This window comes from Bacillus sp. VA15 (assembly GCF_055721145.1).
Genome location: NZ_JBVQPQ010000002.1, coordinates 899,122 through 913,766 on the forward strand (window position 1 = coordinate 899,122; position 14,645 = coordinate 913,766).

At 45.5% G+C, this 14,645-nt stretch carries 14 protein-coding genes and 1 pseudogene; 10 read left to right on the forward strand and 5 right to left on the reverse strand.

The annotated features are described in order from the left end of the window. The first annotated feature begins 166 nt into the window (after positions 1-166). Positions 167-1,066 carry an SDR family oxidoreductase gene (locus AC0DBE_RS09620; RefSeq protein ID WP_072566049.1) on the forward strand — a complete coding sequence of 300 codons (900 nt, stop codon included), beginning with the start codon at positions 167-169 and terminating at the stop codon, positions 1,064-1,066. A 46-nt stretch (positions 1,067-1,112) separates the two neighbouring features. On the opposite strand, the gene comK is transcribed toward AC0DBE_RS09620, so the two are convergent. Then, positions 1,113-1,691 (reverse strand): competence transcription factor ComK, encoded by a 579-nt coding sequence (gene comK, locus AC0DBE_RS09625; protein WP_014113279.1) that lies wholly within the window; start codon positions 1,689-1,691, stop codon positions 1,113-1,115. Between the two features lie 292 nt (positions 1,692-1,983). On the opposite strand from comK, the gene AC0DBE_RS09630 reads away from it, so the two are divergent. Further along, positions 1,984-2,217 carry an IDEAL domain-containing protein gene (locus AC0DBE_RS09630; protein ID WP_014113278.1) on the forward strand — a complete coding sequence of 78 codons (234 nt, stop codon included), beginning with the start codon at positions 1,984-1,986 and terminating at the stop codon, positions 2,215-2,217. A gap of 26 nt (positions 2,218-2,243) precedes the next feature. Here the strand turns inward: AC0DBE_RS09630 and AC0DBE_RS09635 are convergent, their stop codons facing one another. Beyond that, a complete protein-coding gene (locus AC0DBE_RS09635) occupies positions 2,244-3,101 on the reverse strand; it encodes an SDR family oxidoreductase (RefSeq protein WP_072183338.1) in 858 nt (285 codons plus the stop codon). 111 nt (positions 3,102-3,212) lie between these two features. Here AC0DBE_RS09635 and AC0DBE_RS09640 point away from each other — a divergent pair, with 111 nt between their 5' ends. The 7 genes and pseudogenes from AC0DBE_RS09640 to phoE all read left to right on the forward strand — a co-directional run bounded on the left by AC0DBE_RS09640 (position 3,213) and on the right by phoE (position 10,072). Then, positions 3,213-4,742, forward strand: coding sequence for an FAD-dependent oxidoreductase (locus tag AC0DBE_RS09640; protein ID WP_072566048.1), 1,530 nt, complete (start codon positions 3,213-3,215; stop codon positions 4,740-4,742). A 132-nt stretch (positions 4,743-4,874) separates the two neighbouring features. After that, positions 4,875-5,423, forward strand: a pseudogene (hemAT, locus tag AC0DBE_RS09645) (heme-based aerotactic transducer HemAT); the annotation flags it as partial. A gap of 240 nt (positions 5,424-5,663) precedes the next feature. Beyond that, positions 5,664-6,179: a methyl-accepting chemotaxis protein gene (locus tag AC0DBE_RS09650; RefSeq protein ID WP_472961957.1), complete on the forward strand. Its 516-nt coding sequence runs from the start codon at positions 5,664-5,666 to the stop codon at positions 6,177-6,179. A gap of 134 nt (positions 6,180-6,313) precedes the next feature. Then, on the forward strand, positions 6,314-6,874 hold the full coding sequence (locus AC0DBE_RS09655) for a biotin transporter BioY (RefSeq protein WP_014113274.1): 561 nt from the start codon (positions 6,314-6,316) through the stop codon (positions 6,872-6,874). A 4-nt stretch (positions 6,875-6,878) separates the two neighbouring features. Beyond that, on the forward strand, positions 6,879-8,324 hold the full coding sequence (locus tag AC0DBE_RS09660; RefSeq protein WP_472961929.1) for an acyl-CoA synthetase: 1,446 nt from the start codon (positions 6,879-6,881) through the stop codon (positions 8,322-8,324). Position 8,325: 1 nt separating this feature from the next. Next, on the forward strand, positions 8,326-9,420 hold the full coding sequence (locus AC0DBE_RS09665) for an acetyl-CoA C-acyltransferase (protein ID WP_472961931.1): 1,095 nt from the start codon (positions 8,326-8,328) through the stop codon (positions 9,418-9,420). A gap of 70 nt (positions 9,421-9,490) precedes the next feature. Beyond that, positions 9,491-10,072, forward strand: a complete 582-nt coding sequence (phoE, locus tag AC0DBE_RS09670) for a phosphatase PhoE (protein WP_472961933.1) — start codon at positions 9,491-9,493, stop codon at positions 10,070-10,072. 31 nt (positions 10,073-10,103) lie between these two features. On the opposite strand, the gene AC0DBE_RS09675 is transcribed toward phoE, so the two are convergent. The 3 genes from AC0DBE_RS09675 to AC0DBE_RS09685 all read right to left on the reverse strand — a co-directional run bounded on the left by AC0DBE_RS09675 (position 10,104) and on the right by AC0DBE_RS09685 (position 12,909). After that, positions 10,104-11,075, reverse strand: a complete 972-nt coding sequence (locus AC0DBE_RS09675) for an ABC transporter substrate-binding protein (protein WP_472961935.1) — start codon at positions 11,073-11,075, stop codon at positions 10,104-10,106. 321 nt (positions 11,076-11,396) lie between these two features. Then, a complete protein-coding gene (locus AC0DBE_RS09680; RefSeq protein ID WP_472961937.1) occupies positions 11,397-12,389 on the reverse strand; it encodes an NADPH:quinone oxidoreductase family protein in 993 nt (330 codons plus the stop codon). 70 nt (positions 12,390-12,459) lie between these two features. Beyond that, positions 12,460-12,909 (reverse strand): GNAT family N-acetyltransferase, encoded by a 450-nt coding sequence (locus AC0DBE_RS09685; RefSeq protein WP_472961939.1) that lies wholly within the window; start codon positions 12,907-12,909, stop codon positions 12,460-12,462. 441 nt (positions 12,910-13,350) lie between these two features. Here AC0DBE_RS09685 and aprE point away from each other — a divergent pair, with 441 nt between their 5' ends. Then, on the forward strand, positions 13,351-14,496 hold the full coding sequence (gene aprE / locus AC0DBE_RS09690) for a subtilisin AprE (RefSeq protein WP_472961941.1): 1,146 nt from the start codon (positions 13,351-13,353) through the stop codon (positions 14,494-14,496). The last annotated feature ends 149 nt before the right edge of the window (positions 14,497-14,645 follow it).

Sequence of the window (14,645 nt, forward strand, 5' to 3'; positions counted from 1 at the left end):
TTATCATAATTCATATAGTCTTATTTGACAAGATAAATATGGAAGAAGGGTTTGTTTTTTCTTGTTTTCTTTGTCTTTCAGTGTTCAATCTGCCAAAACATGTTTTTCTCTATATGCTCAGGGGTACACATACGAATGTAAACCAAACAGAAAAGGAGCGTTGATGATGTCTGATTCAAATCTTAGCAATCCTTTAACAGCATTTTTTCATGATGAATTTCCTGAACAATACCAAGAACCGCCTGGCCTGCAGCAGAACATGAAGCCTGTGCCGGATTGCGGAGAGAAAAGCTACAAAGGATCTGGCAAGCTGACTGGACGAAAAGCGCTTGTCACCGGCGGCGATTCCGGTATCGGCCGCGCTGCCGCGATTGCTTATGCCCGGGAAGGTGCCGATGTAGCCATTAACTACCTGCCTGTGGAACAGCCTGATGCTGAAGAGGTGAAAGAACTGATAGAAGCAGAAGGGCGAAAAGCAGTGCTGATTCCCGGAGACTTGAGTGACGAATCCTTTTGCCAGAATTTAGTCAAACAGGCGCAGGAGGAGCTCGGCGGGCTGGATGTGCTAGCACTGGTTGCCGGCAAACAGCAAGCAGTCGAAAACATCGAAGACCTGCCTACTGAACAAATCTATAAAACATTTGAAGTGAACGTCTTTTCCCTTTACTGGGTTGTAAAAGCGGCACTTCCGTTGTTGCCGGAGGGCGCATCAATTATTACGACCACCTCAGTTGAAGGCTACAATCCAAGCCCGATGCTGTTAGATTACGCAGCAACGAAAAACGCCATTATCGGCTTTACCGTCGGACTAGGAAAACAACTGGCTTCCAAAGGCATCAGAGTAAACTCTGTTGCGCCTGGGCCAATCTGGACACCGCTGCAAATTTCCGGTGGACAGCCGACGGAAAATATCCCAAAATTCGGCCAAGGTACCCCGCCCGCTCCATTAAACCGCGCTGGGCAGCCAGTAGAATTGGCAGATGTTTATGTATTCTTAGCTTCAGAGAATTCAAGCTATGTGACATCTCAGGTATATGGCATCACCGGCGGAATTCCGACAGCCTAAAGCAGGAGAAGGAGCTGCCCTGTTTGGTCAGCTCCTTTCTTTTTTTCTAATACCGCTCCCCGAGCTCACGCAAAATAAAATCATAAATCATCTTCGTCCGCTCTTCCTTCGGATACAGCATAAATTCCTGCCGTTTTGGCACACGGTGTTCGATTCTGTCTTGGAATTTGGTTCTTAGCCATGCTGTCCGGTATACCTGGTTCTCGAACGAATTACAGGAGATCGGCAGCTCCATCGTTTTCCCATTCGAAAACGTCACTTCCGTATCGTCGAATTCAGTCGGTTTGAATTCTTTCACATGCACATGGGAAATCCAGCCGCATTGGGGTCTTGTCGAAGAAAGTGTAGGGAATAAAAAGATTTGATTCGAAGGGTCCACCATGATCGGCGGTTTGTGTGAAATTTTTGTCACTTCATAAGTTCCTGCTTTTCTTCCCGCATAGCTTGATCCGAAAAACCGGCAGCTTCTGTCGACAATTTGCAGCGGCTTCATGCTGACGTAAAACACGCAGTCTTTTTCAATAATTTTGGAACAAATTTTGCCGTCGATTTCTTCTGGCAGCACGGCAATTGTTGCGCCGCTCACTTCATACGATTCTAAAGGTGCGTCTGTTTTCTGACTCATATTATGACCTCCATCCTTTTTCTGCAAAATTTATACTAATAATCTATCATCTGTTTTTATAAAACGACAGGTTTTTTTAACAAATGAGCTAAAATCATCTTTTAATGATATTTTTTGGTACTAAATTACTAGTAATAACCCGGTTTTACATTCATAAGATCTTCCGGTTTACGGCATTTTGCAGGATATGTCGATAGATTGCCAAGTATTAGTTGTCTAAAAATTATAAAAATTAATTGATTTTTTCGACCGTTATCCATATACTATAAAAAAGGCATTGGGGGGATTCTTTATGAAAGAGAAAAAATCGTACACTGAGCTCATGAAGTCCCGCAACACGCAAAAAACAAAAGAATTTGATGTCACAATGACGGATGTCTACATTCAAATGGTGCTCGATGAATCCTTGTATAAGCGTCGGCTGGCCATGCTGACGGACCAAATCAACAAAGCCTTGGACGAAAAAGATAAAGATGCGTTTCTTACGCTCTCTAAAGAATATGCAACGCTCAAGCAGAGCGAATAAGCCAATCCTCAAGGATTGGCTTTTTATTACCCATTCACAATTGTTCCGCCATTGACGTGAATCGTCTGTCCTGTGACATAGGTGGAATCGTCGCTGGCAAGGTATAAATAGCTTGGCGCCACTTCCACCGGCTGTCCCGGGCGTTCCATCGGCACGTCTGAACCAAACACTTCCACATCCTTTGCCGCAAAGCTGGCCGGGATAAGCGGTGTCCAAATGGGGCCCGGCGCTACTGCATTAACCCGGATGCCCTGCTGAACAAGCGACTGGGAAAGTGACCTTGTAAACGTAACGATCGCACCTTTTGTCGCTGAATAATCGATCAGCGTTTTATTCCCTTTATAGGCGGTAATTGATGCAGTATTAATGATAGAGCTTCCCTTTTTTAAATGAGGAAGCACCGCCTTTGTTAAGTAAAACATGGAGAAAATGTTCGTTTGGAAGGTTCTGACCAGCTGGTGGCTTGTGATTTTTTCAATACTGGGCTGGACATGCTGCTCAGCTGCATTGTTGACCAATATATCAATCGACGGAAACGCTTGGCTTGCCTGCATGACCACATCATTGCAAAACGCTTCATCTCCGATATCTCCTGCAATCAGCAGGCATTTTACCCCTTCCTTTTCTACATACTGCTTTGTCTCCTCGGCGTCCTGATGCTCATTCAAATACACAATGACCACATTAGCCCCTTCTTTTGCGAATAACACCGATACAGCGCGTCCGATCCCGCTGTCTCCTCCAGTAATGATAGCGGTTTTGCCCTCTAATTTTTTCGCTTTCTTCGGCTTATCAAAAACCGGACGGGGATCCATGAGATATTCAAAACCCGGCTGCTGGTTCTGGTGCTGAGGCGGCAATGTTTTCTTTTTTTGATTCGCCAATGAAATCACTCCTTTTCAACCCTATTATGTTATGAACAATCCCTGCCTGCTATGTATGAAAAGATAGAATATGGAAAAATTAAGAATAAATCTGATGGGAGGTATCATGGCTTGGCTAATCCATATTTTGCAAAGGAAGCACCTGAAACATACTGGAAAACATCAACTGACCTGCCTTCTTTTCCGGCGCTTCAAGAGGATACTGAATGTGACGTCACCATTATCGGAGGCGGGATTACGGGAATCACAACGGCGTACGAACTCACGAAGAGAGGCTTCCGTGTCGTCTTGATTGAAGCAAATCAGGTTCTCAACGGCACCACTGCCCATACAACCGCTAAAATAACCGCCCAGCATGACATGATATACGATGAATTTATCCGCAATTTCGGATTGAACCACGCGAGGCTTTATTATGAAGCAAATCAAAACGCAATTGATTACATAAAAGGCATTGTGGATGAACATCAAATTGATTGCGAATGGATCGAACAAGACGCTTATCTTTACACAGCAAAAGAAAATGCTGTACAAAAAATCCGCACTGAGCATGAGGCATACACAAAGCTCGGAATTGAAAGAGACCTTATCAAGGATCTTCCGATTCCCTTAGGTTCTAAGCTGGCGCTTGTCATGAAAAATCAAGCCCAATTTCATCCGCTGCAATACTTAAAGGCGCTTCTGGATCAGATTGTTCAAAAAGGCGGACGGATTTATGAAGAGACCGTTGCGCTTGATATCAAAAAAGGAGAAAGGCCAGAAGTGGTAACAAAAAGCCGGCACGCCATTAAGAGCCGCTTTATCATATGCTGTTCCCACTTCCCTTTTTACGACGGAGGCGGATTATATGCTACGAGAATGTACTCTGACAGATCTTATGTCCTCGCCATCAAGCCGAAGATCGAATATCCCGAGGGCATGTATTTAAGTATCGATCAGCCGTCAGTGGCGCTCCGCTATACGGTTGTAAACGGTGAAAAGCTGATTCTCTTCAGCGGGGTAAGCCATAAAACAGGCCAGGGAAAAGACATGTCTACACATTATGAAACACTGAGACAGCTGGCCGAAAGCACCATCGGCATCGAAAGCATCCCATATTACTGGTCCACTCAGGATCTCGTGACAATTGACAAAATCCCATTTATCGGGCCGATGTCGGAAAATGAGGACAATATTCTAGTAGCGACCGGGTTCAAAAAATGGGGCATGACGTCATCAGGGGTTGCGGCCACTCTATTGTCAGACCTTGTAGAGAGAAAAGATAACCCATACGAAAGCATATTTACGCCGTCCCGTTTCCATCTGAATCCCGGACTGCAGAAAGTGATCTCATACAATGCCGATGTCGCCAAACATTTTATTAAAGGAAAGCTTGAAAAGCCCGACGTCCAATTTGAAGAGATTGCGCCGGGTGAAGGAAAAGCCGTCACCATTAACGGCAGACGTGCGGGAGCATTCAGAGATGAAACAGGCTGCCTCCATCTCGTCGATACGACGTGCACCCATTTGGGCTGTGAGGTCGAGTGGAACGACGGCGAGCATACGTGGGATTGTCCGTGCCACGGATCACGCTTTAAGCCAACCGGTGAAGTTGTGGAGGGACCGGCCATCAAACCATTAAAACAAATAGATCTCGATTAAACCGTTCATTTTAATGAACGGTTTTTTAAATATTTTTCATCTGCATCTTCATTCATGTTTCTCTTGGCCGATAAAAAAGAAAAAGGCTTAAAAAGCCAAAAAGTGAAAATTATATTTTTCCCAAGGGGGATCATGGTATTGTTATTTAAAAAAGATAGAAAACAAGAAACAGCTTATTTTTCTGAGTCAAACGGACAACAAAAAAACCGCATTCAGCTCACAAACAAACATGCAGATGTCAAAAAACAGCTCAAAATGGTCAGACTAGGAGATGCCGAGCTTTACGTTTTAGAGCAGCTTCAACCGTTAATTCAAGAAAACATCGTATACATCGTCGATGCGTTTTATAAAAACCTTGACCACGAAAGTTCATTGATGGATATCATTAATGATCACAGCTCAGTTGATCGCTTAAAACAAACGTTAAAACGGCATATTCAGGAAATGTTTGCAGGCGTTATCGATGACGAATTCATTGAAAAGCGAAACAGAATTGCCTCCATTCATTTAAGAATCGGCCTCCTGCCAAAATGGTACATGGGCGCGTTTCAAGAACTACTTTTGTCAATGATCAACATTTACGAAACATCCATTACAAATCACCAAGAACTGCTGAAAGCCATCAAAGCGACAACTAAAATTTTGAACTTAGAACAGCAGCTTGTCCTTGAAGCGTTTCAAAGCGAGTACAACCAAACCCGCGATGAACAAGAGGAAAAGAAAAACCTTCTTCATCAGAAAATTCAAGAAACCTCTGGGTCGATTGCAAATCTGTTTTCAGAAACGAGCAGATCTGTTCAAGAGCTTGTGGACAAATCTGAAGGCATTTCCGAAGCATCCAAAGCCGGCACAGTGACATCCAGCACTGTTGAAGAAAAATCGATCGGCGGGAAAAAAGAGCTTGAAATCCAGCAAAAACAGATGAATAAAATTGACACAAGCCTTGTCCAAATCGAAAACGAAATGGTCAAGCTGGATGAAATCGCACAGCAAATTGAAAAAATCTTCGGCATCGTCACAGGCATTGCTGAACAAACAAACCTTCTCTCGCTCAATGCTTCGATTGAATCAGCCCGCGCCGGCGAACACGGCAAAGGCTTCGCCGTAGTGGCAAACGAAGTGCGGAAGCTTTCTGAGGATACGAAAAAAACCGTCTCTACCGTGTCTGAGCTTGTGAACAATACGAATACACAAATCAACATCGTATCAAAGCATATCAAAGACGTGAATGGGCTAGTCAGCGAGAGCAAAGAAAAAATGACGCAAATTAACCGCTTATTCGATGAAATTGTCCACAGCATGAAAGTCAGCAAAGAGCAATCAGGCAAAATCGACGTCGATTTGCAGGCCTTTCTTGGAGGGCTTCAGGAAGTCAGCCGCGCTGTTTCTCATGTGGCCGCATCTGTTGATTCGCTTGTCATCCTGACAGAAGAATAAAAATCGAAAACCGGTCTGCCAAGCAGCCGGTTTTTTCACGTCTATTATGTTAACTAAAATAAAAAACAAGTTGACATAATAATGGTCTGCATTTATTGTATAACCATATTTTATTACTGTTTGGAGGATTTCACATGCTGAGATTAATAGACATGATGCATATTGCCATTTTCACTGCGTTGATGGCCGTGTTGGGTTTTATGCCCCCTCTCTTCTTATCCTTTACACCCGTTCCGATTACATTACAAACGCTTGGTGTCATGCTGGCAGGCAGCATCCTCAAGCCTAAGTCTGCTTTCTTAAGCCAGCTTGTCTTTTTGCTGCTCGTCGCCTTCGGAGCGCCGCTTTTGCCCGGCGGACGAGGTGGGTTTGGTGTTTTTTTCGGACCGAGCGCTGGCTTTTTGATCGCTTATCCCTTTGCCTCATGGCTGATCAGTTTAGCTGTTTGCAGACTGCGAAAGGTGACTCCATTGCGTCTCTTTTTCACTCATATTGTATTCGGCATCATCTTTATTTACCTGCTCGGTATACCTGTACAAGCTGTCATGATGGATATTGATTTGTCACAGGCCGCCTTCATGAGCCTTGCATATGTGCCTGGTGATTTGATAAAAGCGGCTGTATCTGCGTTTCTGGCGATAAAAATCACCCAAGCCTTGTCTCTTTCTGATACGAAGTTTACGAAAGGAGGCTAATTTCATGACAATAACTCATACCTATTCATCTATTGCGGAAAAATCGCCCGGCCGTGTGGCGATCCAAACTGAATCGGAGCAAATCACGTACCGGGATTGGGCTCAGCTCGTCTCTCAAACCGCAAATTGGCTGCGGTCGCGGCCGCAGCCGAGCATGCCGAAGCGTGTGGCGATCCTGCTCCCGAACAGCCTGGCGTTTTTACAGCTGTTTGCCGGAGCTGCAGCGGCGGGATGCACGGCTGTTCCCATCGACACACGCTGGAGCGCGGCTGAATGCAAGGAGCGGCTGTCCATAAGCAATGCGGATCTTGTGGTTACTACAGCCTTTTTCAAACACAAACTAATAGATAGCGAGACACCAGTTGTGTTGCTGGATCACTGTATGACAGATATTTCTGAAGCATCCGCCGCTCCCTTGCCTACCATTAATCCCGAGCACCCTTTTTATATGGGATTTACGTCAGGCTCGACAGGAAAACCGAAGGCCTTCACGCGTTCTCACCGCTCTTGGATGGAGAGCTTTACCTGTACGGAAACAGATTTTTCGATTTCATCAGATGATAAGGTTCTGATTCCCGGAACGTTAATGTCCTCTCACTTCCTATATGGGGCTGTCAGCACCTTGTTTCTGGGAGGAACCGTTTGTTTGTTGAAAAAGTTTTCGCCTGTCCAAACGAAGGAATGGCTGAGCCGTGAATCCATCAGCGTTCTCTATACCGTACCGACAATGACAGACGCCCTCACCCGTGTTAAGGCCTTTCCCAACAGTTCCATCAAAATCATTTCATCGGGTGCAGACTGGCCGGAAGAATCTAAGAAGAAGCTCGCCGCTGCATGGCCTCATCTCAAGCTATACGATTTTTACGGCACATCAGAGCTTAGCTTTGTGACATATTCCACTCCGGAAGATAGCAAACGGAAGCCGCATTCAGCCGGCCGCCCGTTTCACAACGTCCAGATTGAAATCCGCAATGCTGCCGGGGAACGCTGTCAGCCGGGGGAAATCGGAAAAATATTTGTCAAAAGCCCAATGAGGTTTTCCGGCTATGTCAACGGCAGCGCACCACATGAATCCGGGTGGATGACAGTAGATGATATGGGCTGTATCGATGAGGATGGCTTTCTATACATATCAGGAAGAGAAAACGGGATGATCGTATACGGAGGATTAAATATTTTCCCAGAAGAGGTTGAACGTGTGCTTCTCTCCTGTGCAGAGGTTGAAAACGCGGCTGTCGTTGGAATCCCTGACGAGTATTGGGGAGAAATCGCTGTAGCTGTCGTTCACGGAAACACTGATGCCAGAAAGCTGAAAGCCTGGTGCAAACAGAAACTGGCAGCCTACAAAATCCCGAAAAAATGGGTATTTACTGACTCCTTGCCAGAAACGAGCAGCGGAAAAATTGCCCGTTCCAGCGTGAGGAAATGGCTAGAAGAAGGTGCAGTGTAACTTGAATGCGGTTATTGTTGATGCAAAACGAACGATCTTTGGAAAACAAAATGGGCTGCTAAAGCCCTTTCTACCGGAGGATTTGGCGGCTCCCCTCATAAGCTGTCTCAGCCGAAAGCTAGGGGATCAAATTGATGAGGTGATTCTTGGAAACGCGACCGGCAGAGGCGGCAACCTCGCTAGGCTGTCAGCTCTGCAAGCCGGACTGCCTTTATCGGTTCCCGGAATGACGATTGACAGACAGTGCGGCTCCGGTCTTGAAGCTGTGCGCTATGCCTGCAGTCTCATTCAAGCCGGAGTCGGCACGATGTATATCGCGGGCGGCTCAGAAAGCAGCAGCCAATCACCTTTTTCAGAACGGGCCCGCTTTTCTCCAAATGCGATCGGTGATCCCGACATGGGCATCGCAGCCGAATATACGGCAGCACGCTATTCCATCAGCAGAAGCATGCAGGATGAATACGCGCTTCTCAGCCATCAACGCAGCAGAAACGCGCATGATGGAGGATTTTACCGTGAAGAAATTGTTCCTCTCGGCGAATTGGAGATGGATGAAGCATTTCTGAAAAAGCGGCCGATAGAAGCGATTATTTCCCGTGCAAAACCGGTTTTCGACACCAGCTCCGGAACGGTTACAGCAGCCAACAGCAGCGGCATATCAGACGGAGCTGCCGCTCTCCTTGTAATGGAAGAAGAAAAAGCGGCAGCCATAGGGCTTAAGCCAGTGCTTCGGTTTATCGGCAGTGCTGTCAGCGGGATTCACCCGAACTATCCGCCCGCGGCGCCGGTTGATGCGATCCGGAAGCTTTTAACTGCACACGATGTAACACCTGATGATATCGATTTATATGAGATCAATGAAGCCTTTGCCGTCAAAATTTGTGTCTGCTCGCAAGAACTCGGCATCCCCTTTTCAAAAATCAATGTGCGCGGCGGCGCATTAGCTCTCGGCCATCCGTACGGCGCATCGGGTGCAGCTCTGGTAACCAGATTGTTTTATGAAACGCAAAGACGGACAGACTGTCAATATGCCGTTGCGGCCATCGGAAGCGGCGGCGGAATCGGACTGGCTTTATTATTTGAAGTTCTTGCATAGGCTTTTTCATAGGATGCGTGCTTTTGATTTAGTATAATAGCGATATGACCAAAGTCAGGAAGGGGATTTTATGACAGCCGTTTGCTTAGTAAGACATGGAGAAACCGATTGGAACCTGCAGCAAAAATGCCAAGGCAAAACCGATATCCCGCTGAACGCGACAGGTGAACGCCAAGCAAGAGAAACCGGAGAATATGTAAAGGATTTCTCTTGGGATATTATTGTGACGAGCCCGCTGAAAAGAGCGAAAAGAACCGCGGAAATCATTAATGAATATCTGCATCTTCCGATTGTCGAGATGGATGATTTTAAGGAACGCGATTACGGAGATGCGGAGGGCATGCAGTTGGAAGAACGGACAAAGCGCTATCCGGATAAAAACTATCCGAATATGGAAACGCTGGAAGAACTCACTGACAGGCTGATGGGCGGTTTGGTAAAAGTGAATCAGGCGTATCCAAACAAAAAGGTGCTGATCGTCGCGCACGGCGCAGCGATTCACGCACTGTTGACGGAAATTTCCGGGGGTGACCCAGAGCTACAAAGCACGCGCCTCGTCAATGCCTGCCTCAGCAACATTGAATTCGCAGAAGAGAAATGGCGGATTAAAGACTATAATATTAACAGCCACTTATCCGGCTTTACCAAATAAGAAAAAGACAGGCGAACGCCTGTCTTTTCTTTTATTTCTTATCAGCCGGCATCTCTTTCTGAAGCTCATCCAAAATAGCATTCGCTCCGTCCACACTGCGGCGCAGAGACCACACCGCACGGTCCACGTGGTACACATGTCCGTTTTTCACTGCCTTCAGCTTCTTCCAAAGTACATTCTTTTCGATCGGGCGTTTGCCGTCCGCATCGATGTCATCTGTTTTTCCTGTCATCAGGATGATCACATCCGGATCTGTTTTCAGCAGCTGCTCAAGTGTCATTTTCATGTTCACTGAGTCGCCGCCATTGCTTGATCCGCTGTTTTCTGACGTGCTGATCGCATATCGATAACCGACCTGTGTTAAAAGTCTTGATGTAAAGAAATTTTCATCTCTTGCCATAATCGTATCATTTGTATTTCCGATCAAAAGGACGGACTGGCTGTTAGCGCTGATTTTCTGCTTTGTCTCGCTAAGCTTTTCTTCATGCGCTGTCAGTTTTTTCTCCATTTCCTTCTCCTTGCCGACTGCTTTTGCAATCGTAAGTGAAGCGTCAATTGTATCCTGATAATCAGCATTTAAATTATCAAGCCCAATGGTCGGCGCGATTTTTTTCAGCTGATCGTATACTTTCTTATGCCGGGTCGTGTCAGCAATAATTAAATCGGGTTTTAATGAAGCGATTTTTTCCATGCTTGGCTGTGAGCGAGTGCCGACAGATGTGTAGCCGTCAATTTTCTTCAGCACATCCTTGTTGATCAGCTGCTTCGCTTTATTGTCATCGGCAACCCCGACAGGCGTAATGCCGAGATCGAGCAGTGTGTCGATAAAACCAAGCTCAAGAACAACAACCCGCTTCGGATGCTTAGGCACATTTGTCTTCCCTAAATCATGTGTTACCGCCACTTTATGTTCTTTGCTGTTTTGATTGCCGCTTGAAGACGAGCAGGCAGCCGTTAGAACAGAAAGAAGTAAAACTGTAAGAATAATCAGTGTTTTTTTCATACGTTCCAGTCTCTCCTGTATGTAGTTTCTAAGATTAAGATGTCCAAAAGATAGTATAACACGGAATGAGAATCATTATCACTAATTATTTTTAAAATGAGAAGAGAAAGTTCAGCTTACAGGTACATCTTGTTTCTCTCTGTAACGAAGTAGGACTATAAAGGGAAGAAAGGGTATGGATCAAAATCAAATTAGGTTTCTGGAGGAACGGTTAAAAACGGACATGCTTTCAAGTGACAGGACACAGCGGTACAGCAGCTTAACATCATGTACACAAAAAAGCTTGCAGAAAAACATAGCTTTCTCTGCAAGCTGATCCTGTTAAAGCTTCACAATGACTCTACCTTGAATGCGATTTTGCAAAATATCTTTTAACGCAGCCGGCGCTTCTGCCAATGGCACTTCCCTGTCCACGATGGTCAGCAGCTGATCAGGCTTGAGATCATAAGACATGCGCTCCCAAACAGCGGCTCTGACATCCATCGGACAGTACACTGAATCGATTCCGAGCAGGCTGACCCCGCGAAGAATAAATGGATAAACCGTTGCAGGAACTTCTCCCCCGCCCGTTAAGCCGCTCACCGCGACAGCTCCGCCATATTGGATTTTGCTTAAAAGCGAGGCAAGCTGTTTTCCGCCGACAGGATCAACCGCTCCCTGCCATTGCTGCTTGGACAGCGCCTTAAGCGATCCGTCATAGACATCTTCCCTGCTGAGCACTTCGCTTGCACCGAGCTGCTTCAAATAATCGGCCGCATCCCGGTTTCCTGTGCTTGCCACCACATCATAGCCCCGCTTGTTCAGCATCGATACCGCAATTCCGCCGACACCGCCGGTTGCTCCTGTGACTAGCACGCTCCCTTTTTCCGGAGACAGACCGTTCTGTTCAAGCCGATGCACCGATAACGCCGCAGTAAATCCCGCCGTTCCGTACACCATCGCTTCTTTTAGTGTAAGATTCGATGGCAGAGGCACCAGCCAGTCACCAGGCACCGAAGCATATTCACTTAATCCGCCATCGCGGGAGACACCGAGCTCATAGCTTGTCGCAATCACCTCATCCCCCTCGGCAAAGCGCGGATCATTGGAAGAGACAACCGTACCCGCAGCGTCAATGCCCAAAATAAGCGGATACTCTCTGACGATATTGCCGCCTGCTTTTCCGGCCAGGCCATCTTTATAATTGATGCCGGAATAAGCAATTTTAATCAGAACACCGTCTTTCGGCAAATCCTCTGTTGACATGGTTTTCACATGAACTGAAACATCATCGGCATGTTTTTCTGCCAGCAATGCTTGAAATAACGTTGACATTCGGCACACTCCTTTTCGTTTATATCGTAACCGAAGAACGTTCAAAAAACCAAATCATCAAGCTTCAATTTTACTTCGCTGGCACATTGAGACGATAATGGACAAATGCAGTTTCTTCTTCATAGCCGTTTTGTTCATATAAGCTTCTTGCCGTCCGGTTGTGGTGTTCCGTCTGGAGCAATAAAGATTTTGCCCCGTTTTCCGCAGAAAAATCTTTTGCTGCAGATAGCAATTGCCCGCCGGCTCCCTTTGTCCGCGCATGAGGAGCGACGAATAAGTCATTTAATATGTAAATTCTTTTCATAGCCACAGAAGAAAACGTTGGATAGAGCTGGGTAAAACCTATGAATTCTCCATTTTCTTCTGCTGTCAAAATAATGGACTCGTCATTTTCCAAACGGGCTCTCAAAAAAGCCTCTGCCCCTTTCAGATCGGACGCCTGCTTATAAAATTCCCGATACTGGTTAAACAGCGGCGCGATGGCTGCGGCATCTGATGTCTTTGCTTGGCGAATGTTCATCTCATTTCTTCCTCTCTCTTTAGAATCGTTCTATTTTTACTTTTATAGAATTTTCTGTAAAGTTTATTTTTTAGAATACTTTTATCAGCATGCATAGAAAAAATATCACAATAATATCCATTGATCTCATGGAAACACATGCAGGTCATTTGAAGGATTTTTTTCGACAGGAATTTGCCGGGACTCAGGAGCATTTAACCTGAAAAAGAATGACATTTCAGCATAATGAACATTTACTCATGTCTATTTTCGTTCTTTTCTGTATAAAATTAGTTATTTCGAGTCTCTACAGAAATAGCGAGAGATGATATACCTAAATAGAGATAAAATCATCGCGAAAAAATGGGTCTACTAAAATATTATTCCATCTATTACAATAAATTTACAGAATAGTCTTTTAAGTAAGTCTACTCTGAATTCTTTTAAAGGAGAGGGTAAAGAGTGAGAAACAAAAAATTGTGGATCAGCTTGTTGTTTGCGTTAACGTTAATCTTTGCGATGGCGTTCAGCAACATGTCTGCGCAGGCTGCCGGAAAAAGCAGTACAGAAAAGAAGTACATTGTCGGATTTAAACAGACAATGAGTGCAATGAGTTCCGCTAAGAAAAAAGATGTTATTTCTGAGAAAGGCGGAAAAATTCAAAAGCAGTTTAAGTATGTTAACGCAGCCACAGCAACATTGAATGAAAAAGCTGTAAAAGAATTAAAACAAGATCCGAGCGTTGCATATGTGGAAGAAGATCATATTGCACATGAATATGCGCAATCTGTTCCTTACGGCATTTCTCAAATTAAAGCGCCGGCTCTTCACTCTCAAGGCTACACAGGCTCTAACGTAAAAGTAGCTGTTATCGACAGCGGAATTGACTCTTCTCATCCTGACTTAAATGTCAGAGGCGGAGCAAGCTTCGTACCTTCTGAAACAAACCCATACCAGGACGGCAGTTCTCACGGCACACATGTAGCCGGTACGATTGCCGCTCTTAATAACTCAATCGGTGTTCTGGGCGTAGCACCAAACGCATCGTTATATGCAGTAAAAGTTCTTGATTCAACAGGAAACGGCCAATACAGCTGGATTATTAACGGCATTGAGTGGGCCATTTCCAACAATATGGACGTTATCAACATGAGCCTTGGCGGACCTTCTGGTTCTACAGCGCTGAAAGCAGTAGTTGATAAAGCCGTTTCCAACGGTATCGTCGTTGCTGCTGCAGCCGGAAACGAAGGTTCGTCCGGAAGCACAAGCACAGTCGGCTACCCTGCAAAATATCCTTCTACCATTGCGGTAGGTGCGGTAAACAGCAGCAACCAAAGGGCTTCATTCTCAAGCGCAGGTCCCGAGCTTGATGTGATGGCTCCTGGCGTTTCCATTCAAAGCACACTTCCTGGAGGCACTTACGGCGCTTACAACGGAACGTCTATGGCGACTCCGCACGTTGCTGGAGCAGCAGCGTTAATTCTTTCTAAGCACCCGACTTGGACAAACGCGCAAGTCCGTGATCGTTTAGAAAGCACTGCAACATACCTTGGTAGCTCTTTCTACTATGGAAAAGGGTTAATCAACGTACAAGCAGCTGCACAATAATAAAAAAAGAAGCAGGTTCTCCGGGACTGACCCCATAAGATGAGACAAATAAAAACACCTTCAAGTTTGAAAACGGATGATTGTTATCCGAAATTAGACTTGGAGGTGTTTTTTCTATGAGGACAAGAGTGAGTTATCCGGTTGAAGTG

Excerpts from the sequence above, each read along its gene's own strand:
- comK (WP_014113279.1), bottom strand. The coding sequence starts at position 1,691 with ATGAGTCAGAAAACAGACGCACCTTTAGAATCGTATGAAGTGAGCGGC.
- AC0DBE_RS09685 (WP_472961939.1), bottom strand. The coding sequence starts at position 12,909 with ATGAACATTCGCCAAGCAAAGACATCAGATGCCGCAGCCATCGCGCCG.
- AC0DBE_RS09620 (WP_072566049.1), top strand. The coding sequence starts at position 167 with ATGTCTGATTCAAATCTTAGCAATCCTTTAACAGCATTTTTTCATGAT.
- AC0DBE_RS09675 (WP_472961935.1), bottom strand. The coding sequence starts at position 11,075 with ATGAAAAAAACACTGATTATTCTTACAGTTTTACTTCTTTCTGTTCTA.
- AC0DBE_RS09650 (WP_472961957.1), top strand. The coding sequence starts at position 5,664 with ATGAATAAAATTGACACAAGCCTTGTCCAAATCGAAAACGAAATGGTC.
- AC0DBE_RS09660 (WP_472961929.1), top strand. The coding sequence starts at position 6,879 with ATGACAATAACTCATACCTATTCATCTATTGCGGAAAAATCGCCCGGC.
- AC0DBE_RS09630 (WP_014113278.1), top strand. The coding sequence starts at position 1,984 with ATGAAAGAGAAAAAATCGTACACTGAGCTCATGAAGTCCCGCAACACG.
- AC0DBE_RS09655 (WP_014113274.1), top strand. The coding sequence starts at position 6,314 with ATGCTGAGATTAATAGACATGATGCATATTGCCATTTTCACTGCGTTG.
- AC0DBE_RS09680 (WP_472961937.1), bottom strand. The coding sequence starts at position 12,389 with ATGTCAACGTTATTTCAAGCATTGCTGGCAGAAAAACATGCCGATGAT.
- phoE (WP_472961933.1), top strand. The coding sequence starts at position 9,491 with ATGACAGCCGTTTGCTTAGTAAGACATGGAGAAACCGATTGGAACCTG.